Annotated in this window: 16 protein-coding genes and 2 tRNA genes; 13 read left to right on the top strand and 5 right to left on the bottom strand. The window is 72.0% G+C overall.

Going from position 1 to position 20,397, the window contains the following annotated elements; translation table 11 throughout:
* The first annotated feature begins 1 nt into the window (after position 1).
* The 5 genes from ACWGJB_RS24685 (at position 2) to ACWGJB_RS24665 (ending at position 5,288) form a co-directional block, all read left to right on the top strand.
* Entirely contained in the window at positions 2 to 1,156 is a 1,155-nt protein-coding gene (locus ACWGJB_RS24685; protein ID WP_453382283.1) for an acyl-CoA dehydrogenase family protein, read from the top strand.
* Complete coding sequence (locus ACWGJB_RS24680; RefSeq protein ID WP_453382282.1) at positions 1,146 to 1,595, top strand: MaoC family dehydratase; 450 nt, start codon at positions 1,146 to 1,148, stop codon at positions 1,593 to 1,595. Before ACWGJB_RS24685 ends, ACWGJB_RS24680 begins: the two co-directional genes overlap by 11 nt.
* Positions 1,592 to 2,758, top strand: a complete 1,167-nt coding sequence (locus tag ACWGJB_RS24675) for a lipid-transfer protein (RefSeq protein WP_453382281.1) — start codon at positions 1,592 to 1,594, stop codon at positions 2,756 to 2,758. The genes ACWGJB_RS24680 and ACWGJB_RS24675 overlap by 4 nt, the downstream gene beginning before the upstream one ends.
* Positions 2,759 to 2,950: 192 nt before the next feature.
* Positions 2,951 to 3,508 (top strand): SigE family RNA polymerase sigma factor, encoded by a 558-nt coding sequence (locus ACWGJB_RS24670; protein WP_453382280.1) that lies wholly within the window; start codon positions 2,951 to 2,953, stop codon positions 3,506 to 3,508.
* Positions 3,509 to 3,632: 124 nt separating this feature from the next.
* The gene (locus ACWGJB_RS24665) at positions 3,633 to 5,288 is read left to right on the top strand and encodes a long-chain fatty acid--CoA ligase (RefSeq protein ID WP_453382279.1); all 1,656 of its coding nucleotides are present in this window, start codon (positions 3,633 to 3,635) and stop codon (positions 5,286 to 5,288) included.
* Between the two features lie 143 nt (positions 5,289 to 5,431).
* Here ACWGJB_RS24665 and ACWGJB_RS24660 read toward each other — a convergent pair whose 3' ends face one another.
* Both ACWGJB_RS24660 and ACWGJB_RS24655 read right to left on the bottom strand, forming a co-directional pair.
* A complete protein-coding gene (locus ACWGJB_RS24660) occupies positions 5,432 to 9,538 on the bottom strand; it encodes a PAS domain-containing protein (protein ID WP_453382278.1) in 4,107 nt (1,368 codons plus the stop codon).
* 308 nt (positions 9,539 to 9,846) lie between these two features.
* Positions 9,847 to 10,269: an SSI family serine proteinase inhibitor gene (locus tag ACWGJB_RS24655; protein WP_453382277.1), complete on the bottom strand. Its 423-nt coding sequence runs from the start codon at positions 10,267 to 10,269 to the stop codon at positions 9,847 to 9,849.
* A gap of 169 nt (positions 10,270 to 10,438) precedes the next feature.
* Between ACWGJB_RS24655 and ACWGJB_RS24650 the strand changes: the two genes are divergently transcribed.
* The 4 genes from ACWGJB_RS24650 to ACWGJB_RS24635 all read left to right on the top strand — a co-directional run bounded on the left by ACWGJB_RS24650 (position 10,439) and on the right by ACWGJB_RS24635 (position 12,290).
* Positions 10,439 to 10,529: transfer RNA gene (locus ACWGJB_RS24650), tRNA-Ser, on the top strand.
* Between the two features lie 281 nt (positions 10,530 to 10,810).
* A tRNA-Arg gene (locus ACWGJB_RS24645) sits at positions 10,811 to 10,883 on the top strand.
* 108 nt (positions 10,884 to 10,991) lie between these two features.
* Positions 10,992 to 11,882: a bifunctional helix-turn-helix transcriptional regulator/GNAT family N-acetyltransferase gene (locus ACWGJB_RS24640; RefSeq protein ID WP_453382276.1), complete on the top strand. Its 891-nt coding sequence runs from the start codon at positions 10,992 to 10,994 to the stop codon at positions 11,880 to 11,882.
* Between the two features lie 186 nt (positions 11,883 to 12,068).
* Positions 12,069 to 12,290, top strand: coding sequence for a hypothetical protein (locus ACWGJB_RS24635; RefSeq protein WP_360481039.1), 222 nt, complete (start codon positions 12,069 to 12,071; stop codon positions 12,288 to 12,290).
* Positions 12,291 to 12,656: 366 nt separating this feature from the next.
* On the opposite strand, the gene ACWGJB_RS24630 is transcribed toward ACWGJB_RS24635, so the two are convergent.
* From ACWGJB_RS24630 to ACWGJB_RS24620, 3 genes are all read right to left on the bottom strand, one after another.
* On the bottom strand, positions 12,657 to 14,966 hold the full coding sequence (locus tag ACWGJB_RS24630) for a YncE family protein (RefSeq protein WP_453382275.1): 2,310 nt from the start codon (positions 14,964 to 14,966) through the stop codon (positions 12,657 to 12,659).
* Positions 14,967 to 15,072: 106 nt separating this feature from the next.
* Positions 15,073 to 15,594 carry a hypothetical protein gene (locus ACWGJB_RS24625; protein ID WP_453382274.1) on the bottom strand — a complete coding sequence of 174 codons (522 nt, stop codon included), beginning with the start codon at positions 15,592 to 15,594 and terminating at the stop codon, positions 15,073 to 15,075.
* 99 nt (positions 15,595 to 15,693) lie between these two features.
* Positions 15,694 to 16,203 carry a MarR family winged helix-turn-helix transcriptional regulator gene (locus tag ACWGJB_RS24620; protein WP_453382273.1) on the bottom strand — a complete coding sequence of 170 codons (510 nt, stop codon included), beginning with the start codon at positions 16,201 to 16,203 and terminating at the stop codon, positions 15,694 to 15,696.
* 196 nt (positions 16,204 to 16,399) lie between these two features.
* Between ACWGJB_RS24620 and ACWGJB_RS24615 the strand changes: the two genes are divergently transcribed.
* The 4 genes from ACWGJB_RS24615 to ACWGJB_RS24600 all read left to right on the top strand — a co-directional run bounded on the left by ACWGJB_RS24615 (position 16,400) and on the right by ACWGJB_RS24600 (position 20,390).
* Entirely contained in the window at positions 16,400 to 16,768 is a 369-nt protein-coding gene (locus ACWGJB_RS24615; RefSeq protein WP_453382272.1) for an HGxxPAAW family protein, read from the top strand.
* A 73-nt stretch (positions 16,769 to 16,841) separates the two neighbouring features.
* Complete coding sequence (locus ACWGJB_RS24610) at positions 16,842 to 17,714, top strand: DUF2797 domain-containing protein (protein ID WP_453382271.1); 873 nt, start codon at positions 16,842 to 16,844, stop codon at positions 17,712 to 17,714.
* A 304-nt stretch (positions 17,715 to 18,018) separates the two neighbouring features.
* Positions 18,019 to 18,759 (top strand): response regulator transcription factor, encoded by a 741-nt coding sequence (locus tag ACWGJB_RS24605; protein WP_234491525.1) that lies wholly within the window; start codon positions 18,019 to 18,021, stop codon positions 18,757 to 18,759.
* Positions 18,756 to 20,390: a HAMP domain-containing sensor histidine kinase gene (locus tag ACWGJB_RS24600; protein WP_453382270.1), complete on the top strand. Its 1,635-nt coding sequence runs from the start codon at positions 18,756 to 18,758 to the stop codon at positions 20,388 to 20,390. The genes ACWGJB_RS24605 and ACWGJB_RS24600 overlap by 4 nt, the downstream gene beginning before the upstream one ends.
* The last annotated feature ends 7 nt before the right edge of the window (positions 20,391 to 20,397 follow it).

Here is a 20,397-nt window from a genome sequence, read left to right as displayed (position 1 = left end):
CATGGACTTCACGCCCACCGAGGCGCAGGCCGACGCCCGTGACCTGGCCGCCGGGATCTTTGCGGACCTCGCCACCCCGGAGCGGCTGCGGGCCGCCGGCACCGGCAGTGACCCGGAGCTGTGGAAGGCCCTCACCGCGGCCGGGCTGGTGGCCGCGGTGGAGGAGCTGGGTCTGCTGGGGCTGGTGCTGCTCCTGGAGGAACAGGGGCGCACCACGGCCCAGGTGCCGTACGCGGCGACCTGCGTGTACGGGCAGCTGGCGATCGCGGCCCGCGGCACGAGTGAACAGCGGGAGCGGCTGCTGCCGGGGATCGGAGACGGGTCGGTGGTCGTCGCCGGGGCGTTTCCGGCCCAGCAGGGGGTACGACCCGCCGCGCGGGGCGGGTTGAGCGGCACCGTGCCCGTCGTCCCGTGGCTGCGCGACGCCACGCACGTGCTGGTCGCGGACGCCGGCCGGCGGCTCTGGCTGGTGCCGCTCGGGGAGGGCACCGGCATCGAGGAGACCGAGCTCACCGCGCCCTGGTCGGCGGGCCGGCTCACCCTCCACGAGGCCCCCGCCGAGCCACTCGGCACCGAAACCGGCCCTGGGCCCGACCTCGACCTCAGCCCCGGCCCCGGAGGCACCGGCCCCGGCGCCCTCGCCCCCGACTCCGGCGTCCTCGCTCCCGGCGCCTATGCCCCCGCCCCCGCCCCCACCTCCGACGCCACCGCCTACGCCGACGTCCTGGCCGCCGCCCGTACCGCCTTCGCCGGGCTCCAGGCCGGTGTCTGTGCGGGCTCCCTGGCCCGGGCCGTCGCGCACACCAACACCCGCGAGCAGTTCGGGCGCCCGCTCGCCACCCGGCAGGGGGTGCAACTCCGGGCCGCCGACGCCCATATGGACACCGAGGCGATACGGGTGACGGCGTACGAGGCGGCCTGGCGGCGGGACGCCGGGCTGCCGTACGCCACGCACGCGCTGACCGCCGCCTGGTGGGCGTCCGAGGCGGGGCAGCGGGTCGTGCACACGGGCCAGCATCTGCACGGCGGCGCGGGCGCCGACGTCGAGCATCCGGTGCACCGGCACTTCCTGTGGGGGCGTCAGCTGGACGCGTATCTGGGCAGCGGGAGCGAAGTGCTCCAGGAACTGGGGGAGTTGATCGCGAGTGGGAGTTGAGACGAAACGACCGGGGGTGGGCACCGTGCTGCCGCCGCTGGAGATCCCGATCACGCGGACGCTGATCGTGGCCGGCGCGATCGCGTCCCGGGACTACCAGGACGTGCACCACGACGCCGAACTGGCCAGGCTGAAGGGCTCCCCCGACATCTTCATGAACATCCTGACGACCAACGGCCTGGTCGGCCGGTACATCACCGACTACTTCGGTCCGACGGCGGAGCTCCGCAAGGTCGCCATCCGGCTGGGCGCGCCCAACTACCCGGGGGACACGATGGTGTTGACCGGCCGCATCGAGGAGCTGGACGAGGTGACGGGGACGGCGACGATCCGGGTGGTCGGCGCCAACGGCATCGGCAACCACGTGACCGGCACGGTGACCGTCGAACTCACCGGGGGCCTGGTGACCGTCACCCTCACCGACGAGGGGGACTCATGAGCGTGCGGGGCCGGGACTCGCTCGGCGGGCGGGCGGCGATCGTGGGGATCGGGGCCACCGAGTTCTCCAAGGACTCGGGGCGCAGCGAGCTGCGGCTGGCGGCGGAGGCGGTGCGGGCCGCGCTGGCCGACGCGGGGCTGACCCCGGCGGACGTGGACGGGATGGTGACGTTCACGATGGACACCAGCCCGGAGATCACCGTGGCCCAGACCTGCGGGATCGGTGAGCTGTCCTTCTTCTCCCGCGTTCACTACGGCGGCGGCGCGGCCTGTGCGACGGTCCAGCAGGCGGCGCTGGCGGTGGCGACGGGGGTGGCCGAGGTCGTCGTCTGCTACCGGGCGTTCAACGAGCGGTCGGGGCGCCGGTTCGGCTCGGGCGTGCTGCACCGGGAGCCGTCGGCGGAGGGCGCGGCGCTCGGCTGGGCGCTGCCGTTCGGGCTGCTCACCCCGGCGTCCTGGGTGGCGATGGCGGCGCAGCGCTACCTGCACACGTACGGGCTGACCCCGGAGGCGTTCGGGCAGGTGGCGGTGGTGGACCGGAGATATGCGGCGACCAATCCCGCCGCCTACTTCCACGGCCGTCCGATCACCCTCGCCGACCACGCGGCATCCCGCTGGATCGTCGAACCGCTCCGACTCCTCGACTGCTGCCAGGAGACGGATGGCGGACAGGCGCTCGTTGTCACCTCGGTGGAGCGGGCGCGTGATCTGCCGCGTCCGCCGGCCGTGATCACGGCGGCCGCGCAGGGCGCCGGCCGGGCCCAGGAACAGATGACCAGCTTCTACCGGGACGACCTGACCGGGCTCCCGGAGATGGGCGTGGTGGCCCGGCAGCTGTGGCGCACCTCCGGGCTCGCCCCGGCCGACATCGACGTGGGGATCCTGTACGACCACTTCACCCCGTTCGTGCTGATGCAGCTGGAGGAGTTCGGGTTCTGCGGACGCGGGGAGGCGGCGGACTTCGTGGCCGAGGAGCGGCTGCCGCTGAACACACACGGAGGACAGCTCGGGGAGGCGTACCTCCATGGGATGAACGGGATCGCGGAAGGGGTACGCCAGTTGCGGGGCACAGGCGTGAACCAGATACCGGGCGCGGGCCGGGTCCTGGTGACCGCCGGCACCGGGGTACCGACGTCAGGGCTGGTCCTGACCTCGGACGGGTGAACCGGCGGCCTGCCGGGGCGCGGCGCGCCGCCTCGGCCGTACTACCCCCTCAGGGGTAAACCCGCAGGAGTACTGCCCCCGTACTCCACCTTCAGGAGGTGTAGCCAGCCCTACCCCTACAACCTGAGGCGGAGTCCCCTTCGGGACCTGCGGCCGATCCGCCGTCACGCTGTTCGCTCATAGCGTGGAGCCATGACCACACCCGTCTGCACCAGCGCTTCGGACGCCGCTGTCTCGGCGAGGCAGACCCGGCCGTACCCGTCCTTCGCGTCGTACGTCATGGCTCGCCAGCCGGTCCTGCTGCGCACCGCCCGGTCGTTGACCGCGAACCCGAGCGACGCGGAGGACCTGCTCCAGACCGCGCTCACCAAGACGTACGTGGCCTGGGAGCGGATCGAGGACCATCGGGCGCTCGACGGCTATGTGCGCCGGGCCCTGCTGAACACCCGGACCTCACAGTGGCGCAAGCGCCGCGTCGACGAGTTCGTCTGCGACGAACTGCCCGAGCCGGAGCCGGTGGGCGGCGGGGACGACCCGGCCGAACGGCAGGCGCTTCGCGACGCGATGTGGCGGGCGATCACGAAGCTGCCCGCGCGGCAGCGGGCGATGGTCGTGCTGCGGTACTACGAGGACCTCAGCGAGGTGCAGACGGCCGAGGTGCTCGGGGTGTCGGTGGGCACGGTGAAGTCCGCCGTGTCGCGTGCGCTCGGCAAGCTGCGCGAGGACCCTGAGCTGGACGTCGCCCGATAACGGGACGGACCGCCGCCGACGGTGTTAGTTGGCTCTCCCCTAGTGACATACCGACCGGTATGTGAGCAGAATCAGCGCAGCCCCTTTACCGCCGAGTAGGCAATGTCGCCCCCGGGAGGACGCCGTGCTGAGCACCATGCAGGACGTACCGCTGCTGATCTCCACGATCCTGACGCATGGTTCGCGGGTTCACGGCGAGTCACAGGTGACCACCTGGACGGGCGAAGCCGAGCCGCACCGCCGCAGCTTCGCCGATGTCGGCGCCCGCGCCGCCCAGTTGGCCCACGCCCTGCGTGACGACCTGGGTGTCCAGGACGACGACCGCGTGGCCACTCTCATGTGGAACAACGCGGAACACACCGAGGCGTACTTCGCGATTCCCTCCATGGGCGCGGTCCTGCACACGCTCAACCTGCGGCTGCCCGCCGAACAGCTGGTCTGGATCGTGAACCACGCGGCCGACCGGGTCGTGATCGTCAACGGTTCGCTGCTGCCGCTGCTCGCCCCGCTGCTGCCGCACCTCAAGCCGCTTCGGCACATCGTGGTCTCCGGCCCCGGCGACCGTTCCCTGCTGGACGGCGCGACCGTGGCCGTCCACGAGTACGAGGACCTGATCGCCGGCAAGCCGACCGCGTACGACTGGCCGGAGCTGGACGAACGCCAGGCCGCCGCCATGTGCTACACCTCGGGCACCACGGGCGACCCCAAGGGCGTGGTGTACAGCCACCGTTCGATCTACCTGCACTCCATGCAGGTCAACATGACCCAGTCGATGGGCCTGACCGACCAGGACACCTCCCTGGTCGTCGTGCCCCAGTTCCACGTCAACGCCTGGGGCCTGCCGCACGCCACCTTCATGACCGGCGTCAACCTGCTCATGCCGGACCGTTTCCTGCAGCCCGCCCCGCTCGCCGAGATGATCGAAACCGAGCGGCCCACGCACGCGGCCGCGGTCCCCACCATCTGGCAGGGCCTGCTCGGCGAACTCACCGCCCGGCCCCGGGACGTCGCCTCGCTCACCCAGGTCACCATCGGCGGCTCGGCCTGCCCGCCTTCCCTCATGGCCGCGTTCGACAAGCTGGGCATGCGGGTCTGCCACGCCTGGGGCATGACCGAGACCTCCCCGCTCGGCACGGTCTCCCGCCCGCCGGCGCATGCGGTCGGCACCGAGCAGGAGTTCGCCTACCGGCTCACCCAGGGCCGTTTCCCGGCCGGTGTCGAGGCCCGGCTCAGCGGCCCCGGCGGCGAACGCCTCCCCTGGGACGGCGAGTCGGCCGGCGAGCTGGAGGTGCGCGGCCCCTGGATCGCGGGCGCCTACTACAACGGCCCCGACGCCGGCCCGCTGCGTCCCGCCGACAAGTTCAGCGAGGACGGCTGGCTGAAGACCGGTGACGTCGGCACCATCTCGCCCGACGGCTTCCTCACCCTCACCGACCGTGCGAAGGACGTCATCAAGTCCGGCGGCGAGTGGATCTCCTCGGTCGAACTCGAGAACGCGCTGATGTCCCACCCGGACGTCGCAGAGGCCGCCGTGGTCGCCGTACCCGACGACAAGTGGGGCGAGCGCCCGCTGGCGACGGTCGTGCTGCGGGAGGGCGCCAACGCGACCTTCGAGACTCTGCGCACCTTCCTCGCCGAGGAGGGCAAGATCGCGAAGTGGCAGCTCCCGGAGCGCTGGACGGTGGTGGAGGCGGTACCGAAGACGAGCGTCGGCAAGTTCGACAAGAAGGTGCTGCGGAGGCGCTACGCGGAGGGCGAACTGGACGTCACCAGCCTCTGAAGACACCCTGCACGGGAGCGCCCCGCACTGGAGCGCTCCGAAGGGGCGCGGGGCTGTATTCGCTATGCGGCTACCGCCGCGTGGGCGCGATCAGCCACGGTCAACGCGCGGCCGACGACGACAGTTCCCCGAACGGCGCTTCCTCAGTTCGTCCCGATCCGTGCGAGCAGATCCACGATCCGGTCCTGCACCTCGGAACTCGTCGACCGCTCCGCCAGGAACAGCACCGTCTCACCGGACGCCAACCGAGGCAGGTCCGCCTGGTCGACGGCCGCCGTGTAGACGACCAACGGCGTCCGGTTGAGCTGCCCGTTGGTGCGGAGCCAGTCGATGATGCCGGCCTGGCCGCGGTGCACCTGCATCAGGTCCATCACCACCAGGTTCGGCCGCAACTGCCCGGCCAGCGTCACCGCGTCCGCGTCGCTCGCGGCCCGCGCGACCTGCATCCCGCGCCGCTCCAGCGTCGCGGTCAGGGCGAGGGCGATCTCCGCGTGCTCCTCGATGAGCAGCACCCGCGGCGGATGCTGCTCGGTGTCCCGGGGCGCGAGCGCCTTCAGCAGTACGGCGGGATCGGCGCCGTACGCCGCCTCGCGCGTCGCCTGTCCCAGTCCGGCCGTGACCATCACCGGCACCTCGGCCGCCACCGCCGCCTGCCGCAGCGACTGCAGGGCGGTCCGCGTGATCGGCCCGGTCAGCGGGTCCACGAACAGCGCCGCCGGGAACGCGGCGATCTGCGCGTCGACCTCCTCACGGGAGTGCACGATCACCGGCCGGTAGCCGCGGTCGCTCAGCGCCTGCTGGGTGGTGACGTCCGGCGCGGGCCACACCAGCAGCCGGCGCGGGTTGTCCAGCGGCTCCGGGGGCAGCTCGTCGTCCATCGGCTGCGGGCGCGGCGGATCCGCGACCTCGACCGCCCCGCCCGGACCGTCCAGCGGTTCCGGGCCCTCGGCGGCGTTCACGTCCGGTGCGCCTATCGCGTACGACCGTCCGGCGCCCTCGGTGGCACCCGCGAGCCGGGACTGCCCGGCCAGCGACGGCTGGGGCAGCGGCTGGGCCGCCGGCTGCTCGGCCGACGGATGCGGCCGGGCGGCGTGCTCGGGCTGCTGCTGCTCGTTGCGCGTGCCCAGCTTGCGGCGCCGTCCGTTGCCGCCCGGCTGGTGCGGGGGCGGGGTCGCCGTCGGCTGCTGCACCTGTGCGGCCTGCCGTGAGAACGGCACTCCCTGCCCCAGCGTCCGCACGCTGAACGCCCGGCCCTGCGTGGAGTCCGGGTCGGGCGGCGCGGGCGTCGCCGCCGCCTCGGCGGGCAACGGCTGCGCGGCACGCGCGGGTTGAGCGGCGGCCGCGGGCGCTGCGTCGGCGCCGCCCGGCCACTGCTGCGGTACGGGGGCCACGGGCGCGGCCTCCGCCGGCAGCGGCTGGGCGCCGGCCGGGGCGGGCTGCGCGGGCACCGGCTGCCCCGGGGCCACCGGAGCGGGGCTCTGTGGCTGCTGTGCCTGCGCCGGCACGGCGGCCGCGCCCGGCAGCGCCTGCGGAACCGGCTGGCCTGGCTGACCGGCCGGCACGGGCTGCTGACCGGCGGCCGCCGGGGTGACGGGGATGCCGGACGGCGCGGCGACCTGGGCCGCGGGCCCGGCCTGGGCCGGGATGCCCTGCCCGGGCTGCCCGGGCGGAAGCTGCCCCGGCGGTACCGACTGACCGGGCTGGTTGGGCTGGCCGGGCGCGCTCGCCTGTGCGGGCACCGTCGGCACAACGGCCGGCGCGGCCTCCTCGGGCTGGCCCACGGCCCGTCGACGGCGGCCCGTCGGCGCGTTGGTGGGGTGCGGCTGCGGCGGGGTGTGGTCCTCGGCCTGGTCGTGCGCCACGGCGTCGTGCCGCCCCTCCTCGCCCGCCACCGCGACCGGCTCGGGGGCGCGGTCGGCCTCGGCGGGCGGCAGCGCGAAGACCGGGCGGGGGCCCGCCTGCTGCTGCTCGGCCTGCTCCGCCCGCTCGGCCGCAGCCGCCAGCGCCCGGCGCCGGCGCCCGCTCGGCTGTGCCTCGTCGTCCTGCGTGGCCGCGGCAGCGGGTGCGGCCGCGGGCAGCGCCGGCGGCAGCGCCTGCCGCTCGTCGGGCTCACGCCGGGCGCGTCGCCCCGCCGCCGGCGCGGGCACGCCCTGCGGCGGAACGGTGCCCCCGAGCCCCGTACCCGCGGCGGCCGTACCGGCGCCCTGCTCGGCCGCCGTCACCACGGCACCCTCGGAGACACCGGCGATCCCGGCGACCGCCGCGTCCTCGCCGCCGCCCACGTCGGCCGGGCGCCCGCGCCGCCGCCCGGTACCACCGGACGCCGACTCCGCGCTCTCGATGCTCGCGGCGCTCTCGATCGCGGCGGGCCCGCTCTCCAGGGCCGCCGCCTCGGCGGCACGCCGGCGCCGCCGCCCGGTCGGCGCCACGGCCGGGGCCTCGCCGTCGGCGGCCTCGCCGCCGGGCGCGTCGCTCTCCAGGAAGGCGTCCACGGAGGACCGCCGGGCCCGCCGCCGCCCACCGGCACCGCTGTCGTCGGCGGCCGGGATCATGGCCACCGCCGTACCGGGCGGCGGGGGCACGGCCCCGGCGCCGCCCCCGATCGGCACCTCCAGGACGAACGCGCTTCCGCTCATGCCGGGCACCTCGTGCGTCTGCAGCACACCGCCGTGCGCGCGCACGATCCCGCGCACGATCGGCTCGTGCACCGGGTCGCCCCCGGGGTACGGCCCGCGCACCTCGATACGGACGACCTCACCGCGCTGCGCCGCCGCGACCACCACGGTGTTGTCCATGTAGCCGCCGGCGGAGACGGGCGCGTTGCCGGTCGCGTCGACACCCGCCACGTCCGCGACGAGATGCGCGAGGGCGACGGCGAGCCGCTGCGGATCCACCTCGGCCTCGATGGGCGGCGCGTGCACGGCGAACTGGACCCGGCCGGGCCCGATCAGCTCCACCGCCCCGTCCACACCGGCGGCGACGACGGCGTCCAGCATCACTTTCGTGCGGTTGATGTCCTCGGTCCCGGCGTCCAGTGCCTGGTAGCCGAGCACGTTGTCGATGAGCTGGGTGATGCGCGAGTAACCGGCCGAGAGGTGGTGGAGCACCTGGTTGGCCTCGGGCCACAGCTGCCCGGCGTCGTCGGCGGCGAGCGCGGCCAGTTCCCGGCGCAGCTCGTCGAGCGGGCCGCGCAGCGACTGCGCGAGCAGGGTCAGCAGCTGCTCGTGGCGACCGTGGAGGGCCTCGTACCGGTCCTTCTCGCGCTCGCCGAGGGCGGCGTACCGCTCCTCGCCGGACGCCAGCTCCTCGGCGTGCCGCTCGCGCAGCTCCTCGACCTCGGTGACGTGCTTCTGGCGCAGCGCGGTCAGGTCGGAGGCGTGCTCCTCGGAGAGCCGCTCCAGCTCTTCGGTGTGTGCCTTCTCCTGGGTGTCCTTCTCCTCGGCCAGGGAGTCGTACGGCCGCCGGTCGGTGAAGGTCATCACGGCGCCGACGAGCTGGTCGCCGTCGCGTACCGGTGCGGTCGTCAGATCGACCGGCACCTTCTTGTCGCCCTTGGCCCACAGCACCTGGCCGCGCACCCGGTGCTTGCGTCCGGAGCGCAGGGTGTCGGCGAGCGGCGACTCGGCGTACGGGAAGGGCGAGCCGTCCGCGCGCGCGTGCAGCACCAGGTTGTGCAGCTCCTTGCCGCCCAGCTCACCGGCCCGGTATCCCAGTATCTGAGCGGCGGCCGGATTGACGAGCACGATCCGCCCGTCGGTGTCCGTCCCCACGACGCCCTCGCTGGCGGCCCGCAGGATCATCTCGGTCTGCCGCTGCGAGCGGGCCAGCTCGGCCTCGGTGTCCACGGTGCCGGTCAGGTCGCGCACGACGAGCATCAGCAGCTCGTCGGCGCCGTAGCCGTAACCGTCGTACGCCTGCTGCCCGTTCTCCAGGTTGGCGCTGGTGACCTCGACCGGGAACTCCGAGCCGTCGGTCCGCCGCGCCACCATCCGGGTCGGCTTGGTCCGCCCGCGCGGATCCATGTGATCGGGCCGCCGCATGGACCCCGGGATGAGCCGGGAGTCGAACTGCGGCAGCAGATCCAGCAGCCCTCGCCCGACCAGCGCGGTACCCGGTGCCTCGAACGCCTCCAGAGCGATCGTGTTCGCGTTGACGACGGTCCCGTTGGCGTTGACCAGCACCAACGCGTCCGGCAGCGCATCGAGTATGGCTGCGAGGCGAGCAGCGCCTCGGGATGGCCTGCTGCTCACGAGACGCTTCCTCCCTGTTACCGCACCTTGCCGACCGCTCGGGCCATCTTGCCAACCGGCCCGCGGCGTGTCACGCGAGGGAGTCTAAAGGCACCGATTGCGCTCACGACGCCGGATGAGAGGGAGGTCGCACGACGAAGTGACGGCGAACATGTGCCCGACACACCTCACCTCCGCCGTACCTCCGCGGGACTTTTACGGGATCGGGGCCTCCACCACGAAACGGCTGTGCCTTCCTGATGGCCGAATCGCCTCACGGGCGGGCGGGCCGCTGTGCCCGGGTTCCGGGAACTCGACGAGCCCGGCGCTCATGAACCCAGGTCGGGCAGCAGCGGCACCATCCGGTTCCAGCGGCCGATCTCGCAGCCGTTGCTGCGGTCGTAGGTCGCGTCGACCGGGCGGCCGGCCCAGGTGCCGGTGACATGGGCGGTGGCCGGGCCGCCGTAGAGCATGGTGCAGGCGGTGCCGGGGGCGACCGGGGCGAAGGTGTCGCGTCCCCAGCGGGTGTTCCGGTCGAGCGCCTCGCAGGCCCCGTCCACGTCCGGGTGACTGCCGGCGCCGGGATGACAGGACAGCTCGTACGTCCCGTCCCGCCTGTCCCCGGCGTGCAGGACGGTGACGGTGAGGTGGTCGCCCTGGTCGGCGGTGGCGGCGGAGGCGTGCAGGGCGGGGAGGGATCCGAGAACGGCGGCGACGGCCCCGAGGGCGCCGCGCACGGCGAAGTGAGACATGCCCTGCCCAACGCGCCGGCGGCCCGGACGTTGCGCCGCGCCCCCGACGGCCGGAAGGGCTTTGCCCTGCGGCCCGGCTGCCTAGTACCGTGGGAGCCGATTGGTGACAGCACGCTCGACTGTGTCATCATCTGCACGCACCACTCGCGCTCGCGCGGGCGGCTGTGCGGGAGGCGTCGCCTAGTCCGGTCTATGGCGCCGCACTGCTAATGCGGTTTGGGACTTCAATCCCATCGAGGGTTCAAATCCCTCCGCCTCCGCACCTGACTCAGGGAGCCCGACCATTTTCGGTCTGGGCTCCCTGAGTTGTTTGGTGATCACCGCCGCTCCCGTCGGGCCTCGGTGGCCCGGAGCGTCGGGCGCGCCGCCGCGACGGCCGGTCAGCCGGTGCGTGCAGGACCCCCGATATTTGACGTTTCCGCAGGTCACAAGGGGTGCACCTAACGGATTTCACATGGCGGCGGCAGTCATGTAATGTTCTTCCTGTCGCCGCGGGCGGGCCGGAAGGGCCGGAAGCGAAGACGAAAAAGCAAGAGAACAAGCACTCGTAGCTTAACGGATAGAGCATCTGACTACGGATCAGAAGGTTGCAGGTTCGAATCCTGCCGAGTGCACACAGGCAAGAGGCCCCGGAGAGATCCGGGGCCTCTTGCGTTTTTGTGGTCGGGAAGCAGGTCCTGAGTGCCCTCGCTTCCCCAGATTTCTCTGACTACTGTCAGAGAATGGAGCGAGAGCAGATCGATGTGGTGCGCAGGTTCAACCGTGCGGTCACGCAGCGGGTCGGTGCACTGAACGACGAATACCTGTCGCGGGACCGTTCACTCGGCCTGTCGCGGCTCCTGTGGGAGATCGAACCCGACGGATCCGAGGTGCGCGTTCTCCGGTCCCGGCTGGGCCTTGACTCCGGGTACCTGAGCCGGCAACTGCGGCGGCTGGAGTCGGACGGCCTGGTGACCACGGACCCGGACCCGGACGACGGGCGGGTGCGGAAGGTACGTCTCACCCGGACCGGCGTTACGGAGCGGGCGGTGCTGGACCGCGCGTCGGACGGACTTGCGGAGTCGATCCTCGACCCACTGACCGACAGCCAGCGGGGGCGCCTGGCGGCGGCGATGACGGAGGTCGAGCGGCTGCTGCTGGCCTCACAGGTGCGGATCGAGATCACGGACCCACGCGACTCCGATGCCCGGTACTGCCTGCGCTCCTACTTCGAGGAGCTGGGACGACGGTTCGACACCGGCTTCGACCCCGCCCACAGCCTCTCCGCGAGCGACGAGGAGATGACGCTGCCGGACGGACTGCTTCTGGTGGCGAGCGCGCAGGGCACTCCGCTGGGGTGCGGGGCGCTCAAGCTTCACCCCACGACGCGGATCGCGGAGGTGAAGCGGATGTGGGCGTCCCCGGACGTTCGCGGCCTCGGCCTGGGCCGCCGCATCCTCGAGCGTCTCGCGGACGAAGCGATCACCCGCGGGATGGAGGCGCTACGACTGGAGACGAACCGTACGCTCGCGGAGGCCAGACGCCTCTACGAGACCGCGGGATTCGTGGAGGTCGAGGCATTCAACACGGAGCGGTACGCGCACCACTGGTTCGAGCGGAACCTCGCACGCTGACATGAGCCGACGGCTGTACCGGAACGTCCCCTTTGTCCGGACAGAGGTTCGTGCGTCGGCCGTGCCAGATACAGACGCCTGATTTAAGCGGGAAACACCAGGTCAGTGGCATGATGCGATTGTTCACGTCTGGATCTGTGCCGACGGCCACAGCGAAACGGGCTCCGCGTGGGCTCATACTGAGCCATGACTAAGCCTGCGGCGCCGAAGCGTCATCTGCCTACCAGCCCCTTCAAGGCCCCGGTCACACCGGCTCCCAAGCACTTCGCCATGGGCGATCAGGTCACCCATGACGTGTACGGACTCGGCCGGGTCATCGGCATCGAAGAGGGAACCGCAGCGCTCGTGGACTTCGGTTCGGCGCAAATGCGGATCCTGAGCCCGTACGCCAAGATGACCAAACTGTAGGACCGTCGTGCCCGGTCACGGCACGCCGGGTCCCGTCAGGGACCTGTAACGAAAGGCAGACCTCTCATCGACTCGACGTCGCTGTTCTCCGCCGTGGAAGGGCAACCCCGCCGCTCCACCGCCGTTTCGCCGCCTCCGACGACCATGCCCTTCCAGGCTCCGGACTTCGGAGAAGACGAGATCTCCTGGTCCGAGGATGCGCAGGAGCCCGCCCCGGGCACGCCCGCGGCGCGGCCCAAGGCTGCCTAGCGGTCGGGTTCGACGGCCACCTCGCGAGCGGCCACGCCGGCAACCGACAGCAAAGGCCCCGGGTTCGTCCGGGGCCTTTGGCGTTGGGGCGGGGCGGGGCAGCCGCGAGGTTCGGGCTTACGAGGGGCTGCCGGGGCGGACCGTGAGGTAGGTCCACCCGGTCCAGACGCTGCTGGTCTGGGCGCCCTTGGCTGGTGGCGTGTAGTGGGCGCGGATGCGGTAGTGGTCGTTGCTCGTGAAGAGCTTGAGGGCCCGGGCGTAGCCGTACCAGCCGTCGGAGTACAGGGGGACGCAGCTCTTCGAGGTCGCCTGGTGCCAGGACCCCGAGTAGTAGTGCTCGATGTACACCGAGGCGCAGCCGCTGGCCTGACTGGGCCTGACCTGGACGTCGAAGCCCATGTTGACTTCGGACTTGTAGAAGACCTGGTAGGTCGTGGAGCCGATGCGGGTGGTCTTCCACGGGTACTGCAGCTCCGTGCGGACCGTGGGTGTGAGGGTCGTGCCGGTGGTGACCGTGCGAGGTGCGTAGCGGTAGTCACCCGCGAAGGCGGCGCTGAAGACGGTGTTGCGGGTGACCTTGTACGCCGTGACGAGGTTCCCGTGCGCGTCGACCTTGCCGCTCTTGAGCTGTGCCCGAGGCTTGCCCGCAGGCTGGTCGTACAGCGTCACGGTGCGGGAGTTGTACGTGGTCCCCAGGTGCGCGGTGACCTTGACGGTCGCGCCGGAGTGGTACGACTTCGCGTCGGTCGTCACGGTCAGGGCGGGTGTGGCCCGGGAGACCTGTACCTTCGCCGAAGCGGTGACCGGGAGGTAGGACGTGCCGCCGTCGTAGGTGAAGGCGTAGGTGTTCGTGCCGCCGGCCTGCGGGGTGTCGTGGAAGGCGAAGGTGCCGTCGGCGGCGACGGAGACGGTGCCCGCCGAGTAGCCGGAGGGGTGCGCCAGGTCGGTCTTGACGACGTGCACCGCGCCCGTCTTCACATGCGCGTGCGGCCAGGTGAGGTGACCGGTGACGGTCAGTGGTGCGGCACGGCCGGAGGAGGAGGGAGCGGTCAGCGCCATGGCGGGCGCGTACTTCGCGACGGGGACGGTGAAGGTCTGGGCGGCCGGGCCGTAGTGGCCGCTTCCCGAGTAGTCGACGTGGAAGCTCAGCGGGCCGGTGAGGGGAGCGGTGCCGGCGACGTAGTAGGAGCCGAAGAAGTCGGCGACGCTCGCCGGGGTGGTCGTCGGGTCCGGGACGAGCACGCCGTCCGGGTCGGCATCGTCGTAGCGGGTGATCCGTACGGTGCCCGGCAGCAGGGTCTGGCCGGCGCTCAGCGAGAGGTACGAATCGAAGTACGTCTGGAACGAGTAGACCTCGCCGGGGGCGAGCGGGGTGGTGGTCGGTCTGCCGCCGAGCCTGACCCACGCGGTCTCCGGGTTACTGGCTGTCCGCAGTGTCGGTGTTCCACCGGAGGCGTCCACGGCCACGCCGTAGAGCCGGCTGCCGTCCGGGGCCCAGGCGAGGCCGTGCGGGGCCAGGTGCAGCGGAGCGTTGATCTCGTAGAGGTTGTAGACGCCTGTGCCGGTTTCCGGGAAGGCCTCGAACCCGTAGTTGCAGCCGCAGCCGGCCAGGGTGCCGTCCGGGGCCACGGCGACGGCCTTGCCTGCCAGTGCCTCGGGGAAGCGCCCGTCCACCGCCAGGTCCGAGGTGCGGTACCGGTTGGCGGTCGCGCCCAGCCAGGACGACACCGCCACGTGCTGTCCGTCCGCCGTGACCGCGAGGTCGCTCAGGTCGGGGACCGGCAGTTCCTTCGCGGCCTGGCGGGTCAGGGCCCCGTCCTCGGCCTGGTACGTCACGAGGGCGGAGGTGTCGCCCGTCTGCACGGCGGCCGCGAGTACGCCGGAGGGCATCGGGGTCGTCGCCAGCATGGGCGCTGCTGACCAAGTGCCGGAATCCTGCCGCAAAGTGACCGTACCGGCTCCGTCGACGGAGCCGATTCCGCCGGCGCCCGCCGTGCCGTAGCCGAACCAGAGGGTGCCCCCGGCGACGGCCAGCGAGTCCGGACGGGTGCCCGCGCCCGTGGCGTAACGAGCCGACTCGGTCAGCTGCTCCGTGCTGATCACCGATATCGCGTCCTGGCCCGGGAGAGCCGCGTACAGAGCGGACCCGTCGGCGGAGACGGCGAGGCCGGTGGCGCCCGGCTCGTCGCCGATCAGCGTCGGGTTCCCGCCGTCGAGGTCGGTGACGAGAATGCCGTCGGTGCCGGCGCCGCCGCTGATGAACAGGTGCCCGTGCGGGGCGTCCACGACCAGGTGCGCGAAGTGCGCGATGGGCAGCGGTGTGTCCGACGACGCCGCGTACGAGCCGACCGCGCCGGGACCTATGACGGTCGTCAGTCCCAGGAGCAGTGCTGCGGCGGTTGGCACCGAGATTCGTGCCGACTTCATGAAAGCCCCCCACATAACCCTCACGATCAAGGGGCGCAACCTAACACAGGGATTTGACAGCGGGCGGGGCAGGTCGGACGGCCCGCGGGGGGAGGTTGGGCGCGGCTCACGCCGTGGTGAGGACGCGGGTGCGCTCGCGGCCGCGGAGGGCCTGGCCGCGTACGACGATGATGCCCAACCGGATGACGACCTCGCTGACGGCCATGAGGACCAGGGCGGCGACCCACGCCTGTCCGCTGGTGATGTCGTGGGTGGCGGAGAAGTGGGCTATGCGGGTCTCGCCGGAGGGGTGGGAGGTCCAGATCGCGAAGCCCAGGCGGAAGCCCATGCTGAGTACCCACAGGGCCGCCGCGCCCAGGGTCGCCTTGACCCGGACGTGCCCGTCCGCGAAGCGGACCCGGGTGAGCAGGCCGCCGGCCACGCCGCAGGCGATGCCGATCCCGGCGAACGCCGCTGTGAGGGAGAGGTCGTTGCCCGCGGTCGGGATGTCGTGCAGGTAGCTGGTCGCCACCCAGGTGATCAGGCCCAGTGGCAGCAGCAGCCTGAAGGCCGTCAGCCTCTCCTCCCGCATCTGCCTGATGACCACGAGGATGAGCGCCACATCGATGATCCAGTCGGAAATCGTCATGCCTCGACTATCCGGTTCCGGACCAGTCCGGCACTTGGACCCATGGGTGGAAGCAGGGTGGAAAACGGGTGGATGCGGCTGCTCTACCCGGGGGAGGACTCAGCACGGCCCCGCGGAGCCGCCGGACGCCTCGGACTCGTTGTGGTTCAGCCGTTCCAGGTATTCGTGGGCCAGATTCGTCGCGCGGGTGAACCAGTCGGTGAGGGTGGCCAGTTCGTCGGGGGTGTAGTCGGCGAACAGGTCCGTGAGGCGTCTGTAGTGGCCGGCGTACACCGCTTCGACGCGGCTGACCGCGTCCGGGACCGCGGCCACCCTGACCCGGCGGCGGTCGTCGGGATCGGGGCGCCGGGTCACGTAACCCGCGCGTTCCAGGCGGTTGAGGATGCCCGTCACCGCGCCCGTCGTCACATGGGCACGGGCGGCCAGGTCGCCCGCCGTCAGCAGGTCCTCGCCCGCCTCCAGGACGAAGCCGAAGCAGGTGAGGTCCGTGACGTTGACCCCGAGCCGCCGGGCCAGCTCCTGCTGGCCGATCACATGGGCCGCGATGAGGTGGTCCATCGCGGCCAGGGCGCGGGCGGGGTCCGCGGGCGGTCGCGGCTTGCCGTGCATGGTCGTTCCCGATTCGTTGGGGGGTCGCGGATCCCTGGAGGTCCGTCGATTCTCGGAGATTCGCCGATTCCCTTAGCGCATGAGAGATGTAGAGGGTAAATTTCTTAGACAGTGAGGGATTCTAGTCGTCCTCGCGTCGGACGTCGGGTCTCTGCTGCCATTGAAGTTCCGCTGCCTACGAAGGGGAGGCGGGTACGTGAGTCTGCACGACGAAGGTCACACGGTCGCCGGGTGGACGGGTACCGCGATCGCGACCGTCGGAAGCGGTCTGCTGGGGTGGGGGGTGTGTGCCGTCTCGGTCCCCGCCCTGGTCGCAGGGGGCGCGGTGGGTGCCGCGAGCATCCTGGTCACCTGGTATCTGCACCTCGCCGGCTGGGGCAAGCCGCCCGGCCCCCGATCCCGGGCGCAGTGGGCCCTCGGAGTACGGGACACCGGCGCACGCGACGGCCACTCCGGATGCGTGGGGTGCCGGCTCGCGGGCCGGGGACGACGTACCGGGTCCGTGCTGGAGCCGGTGACCACCACCGGGGAGGCCGAGCCGGCCACCGCCCGGACCGGCGGCTGACCAGGAGCCGGCACCCACCGCCGAGGCCCCGGCTCCGCCCCGTTGTCAGTGCCGCCCTCTACGCTCGCGAGTGATGGCACAGGTGTGGAAATGCTCGGGGCTGCGGTGGTCGGACGACGGGCCCGTGCTGGTGTGGAGCGGCGGGCGGCGCAGTGTGCTCGGGCCGGGCAGGCGCGTCGCCTTCCGGGCGGCCGACGGAGGTGGGCGGGAGTGCGTGGGGGCGCGTGGGCACCCCTGCGCGGTACACGCCTCTGTCTCCGGGCGGAGCACCGGCGCCCGCTGCGAGGAGTGCGGCCGGCTGGACCGGGCGCACTCCGTGGCGGCCGACGGCATCGCCGATGATCCTCGGCCGTACCACGTGTATCTGGCGTGGTTCGGGCCCGGGATGGTCAAGGTCGGGATCACCGGCGTCGAGCGCGGGTCGGCGCGACTGCTGGAGCAGGGGGCCGTGTGCTTCAGCTGGCTGGGTGCCGGGCCGCTGATGGCCGCGCGGCGGGCCGAGGAACTGTTGCGGGCCGCGCTCAGGGTGCCCGACCGGATCCCCTACGGCGACAAGCGCGTCGTACGGGCCGCCCTGCCGGGCAGCGACACCGAGCGGGCCGCCGAGGTCGTCGTGCTCCATGCGCGGGCCCTGGCGCTCGGGGCGTGGCCCGAGGCGCTCGTTCCCGAGCCCTGCCAAGTCGTCGACCACGTGCGGGTGTTCGGCCTTGACGGAGCGCCCGCCGCCGTCGGAGAGGTGGTCGAGCTGGTCCCGGGCGGCGTGGTGAGCGGCGAGCTCGTCGCGGCCGCCGGGCCGGACCTGCATCTCGCCACCCGGCGCGGGGTCGTCGTCCTCGACACGCGCTTGCTGCCCGGGTGGGAACTGACCGCCGTCGGTGCGGGGGGCGAGGGTGAACTCGGCGTACCCGTGCGGGAGTTCACCGCACCCCAGGAGGGTCTGTTCTGACCCGTGCGGAACACCCGAGAAGGCCCCCCGGGGGGACCTGCCGAGGTCCGCACGAATCCACCCGACAGGCGCCCTGCCGGCCGCCCCGGTACGCTCTCATCAGCGGTTCATCGGGCTTTCATCGACGGGCCGGGTCGCACACCGGACGTACATGATCCGCACAGCCCGCAGGCGGGCGCGGTCACGAGTTCGTGCGTACGTGAGGGGATTCCCAGGTGTTCCCTGAGAGGCGCCTGTGTGTTTCTTAGGGAAATCACAGATTAGTGAAAGCGTGTTCTCAGAGGACCCCGACAAGGTGTCCACCATGACCACGACCTCGCCCCAGGGGCGCACCGAACTGCTGAGGCCGGACGGGAGCCCCGTCCGAGTGCTTGTGGTGGACGACGAGCTGTCGATCACCGAACTCCTGTCCATGGCCCTGCGTTACGAGGGCTGGCAGATCCGGAGTGCGGGTGACGGCACGGGTGCCATCCAGACCGCCCGGGAGTTCCGGCCCGACGCCGTCGTCCTCGACATGATGCTGCCCGACATGGACGGCCTCACCGTCCTCGGTCGCCTGCGGCGCGAGCTGCCCGACGTGCCGGTGCTGTTCCTCACCGCGAAGGACGCGGTCGAGGACCGGATCGCCGGTCTCACCGCGGGCGGCGACGACTACGTCACCAAACCCTTCAGCCTCGAAGAGGTCGTGGCCCGGCTGCGCGGGCTGATCCGCCGCTCCGGCGCCGCCGACCGGCGGTCGGACTCGGTGCTCGTCGTCGGCGACCTCACCCTGGACGAGGACAGCCACGAGGTCTCGCGGGCCGGGGACTCGATCCACCTCACCGCCACCGAGTTCGAGCTGCTGCGCTTCCTGATGCGCAACCCGCGGCGCGTGCTCAGCAAGGCCCAGATCCTGGACCGTGTGTGGTCCTACGACTTCGGCGGGCAGGCCAACGTGGTCGAGCTCTACATCTCGTACCTGCGCAGGAAGATAGACGCCGGCCGGGAGCCGATGATCCACACCCGGCGTGGGGCCGGTTACCTGATCAAGCCCGCCGCGTCATGAGCGGGCGACGACGGCCGCGTGCGCAGAAGCGACGAGCGGGACAGCCGCGCACCCTGCGGACCCGGCTCGTCGTCGTGTCCGTGACCCTGATCGCCGTGGTCTGCGCGGTGATCGGGACCGTCACCACCCTCGTGCTCCGCGACCACCTGTACGGGCAGCTGAACAGCAACCTGCGCGAGGTGGCACTGCGTGCGGCCGGCGGGCCCGTGGGCGGCTTCGACGGCAAGGGCAGCCCGCCGGCGGCCGGCAACGCCAACAAGCTCAAGCCGAACCAGCCGAAGACCCTCGGCGACTTCGTCACCCAGGGGCCGCAGCCGCAGAAGACCATCGCGGCCCAGGTCGAGAACGGGTCGATCACCAGCGGCAAGGTCGGCACCAAGGAGAACAACTCCGCCGGCTACACCCAGATGACCCCCGAGAGCCTCACCGAGGCCCAGATCAAGGCGCTCGGTTCCGTCGCTCAGGACCAGCGGCCGCACACGGTCGACATCCCGGGCCTCGGCACGTACCAGGCCCAGTACGTCAAGGGCAACAACGGCACCTTCTACGTCGGCATCCCGACCTCCGACGTGGACGGCACGATCAACACCCTGATCATCGTCGAGATCAGCCTCACCCTCTCCGGCCTGATCGCCGCCTCCCTCGCCGGCACCGTCATGGTCGGCGTGGCCACCCGCCCGCTGCGCAGGGTCGCCAACACCGCCACCCGCGTCTCCGAACTCCCCCTGCACACCGGGGAGGTCAACCTCAGCGAGCGGGTCCCGGAGGCGGAGTGCGACCCGCACACCGAGGTCGGCCAGGTCGGCGCCGCGCTCAACCGCATGCTCAACCACGTGCACGGCGCGCTGCACGCCCGCCAGCAGAGCGAGATGCGGGTACGGCAGTTCGTCGCCGACGCCAGCCATGAGCTGCGCACCCCGCTCGCCTCCATCCGCGGTTACGCCGAACTGACCCGGCGCGGCCGGGAGGAGGTCGGGCCCGACACCCGGCACGCCCTCGGCCGTATCGAGTCCGAGGCGGGGCGGATGACCCTCCTCGTCGAGGACCTGCTGCTGCTCGCCCGGCTGGACGCGGGCCGTCCGCTGCAGTTCGAGCACACCGACCTCATCCCGCTCGTCGTCGACACCATCAGCGACTCGCGCGCGGCCGGCATGGACCACAACTGGCGGCTTGACCTGCCCGACGAGCCGGCCCTGGTGGCCGCCGACGCGGCCCGTATCCAGCAGGTGCTGGTCAACCTGCTCGGCAACGCCCGCAAGCACACCCCGCCGGGGACCACCGTCACCGCCCGTATCCAGCGGCGCGGCCCGTGGATGTGCGTGGACGTCGAGGACAACGGGCAGGGCATTCCGCCGGACCTGCTGCCGCACGTCTTCGAGCGCTTCGCGCGCGGCGACTCCGCGCGGTCGCGGTCCACCGGCTCCACCGGCCTGGGGCTCGCCATCGTGCAGGCCGTCGCCTCCGCGCACGGCGGTGCCGTCACCGTGGACAGCGTTCCCGGCTGCACGGTGTTCACCCTCTATCTCCCCGCGCTTGCCCCGGCGGCTCCCCAGCCGGCCCCCGAAACGAACTGGCAATCGCACTCACAGGCACAGCACAGTGCCACCACATGGGTGCAACAGGGCGCTTGACCAGAGT

This window comes from Streptomyces sp. NPDC054813 (genome assembly GCF_053611365.1).
The sequence above is the reverse complement of the archived record's forward strand: the minus strand, read 5'-3'. Positions and strand labels throughout refer to the sequence as shown.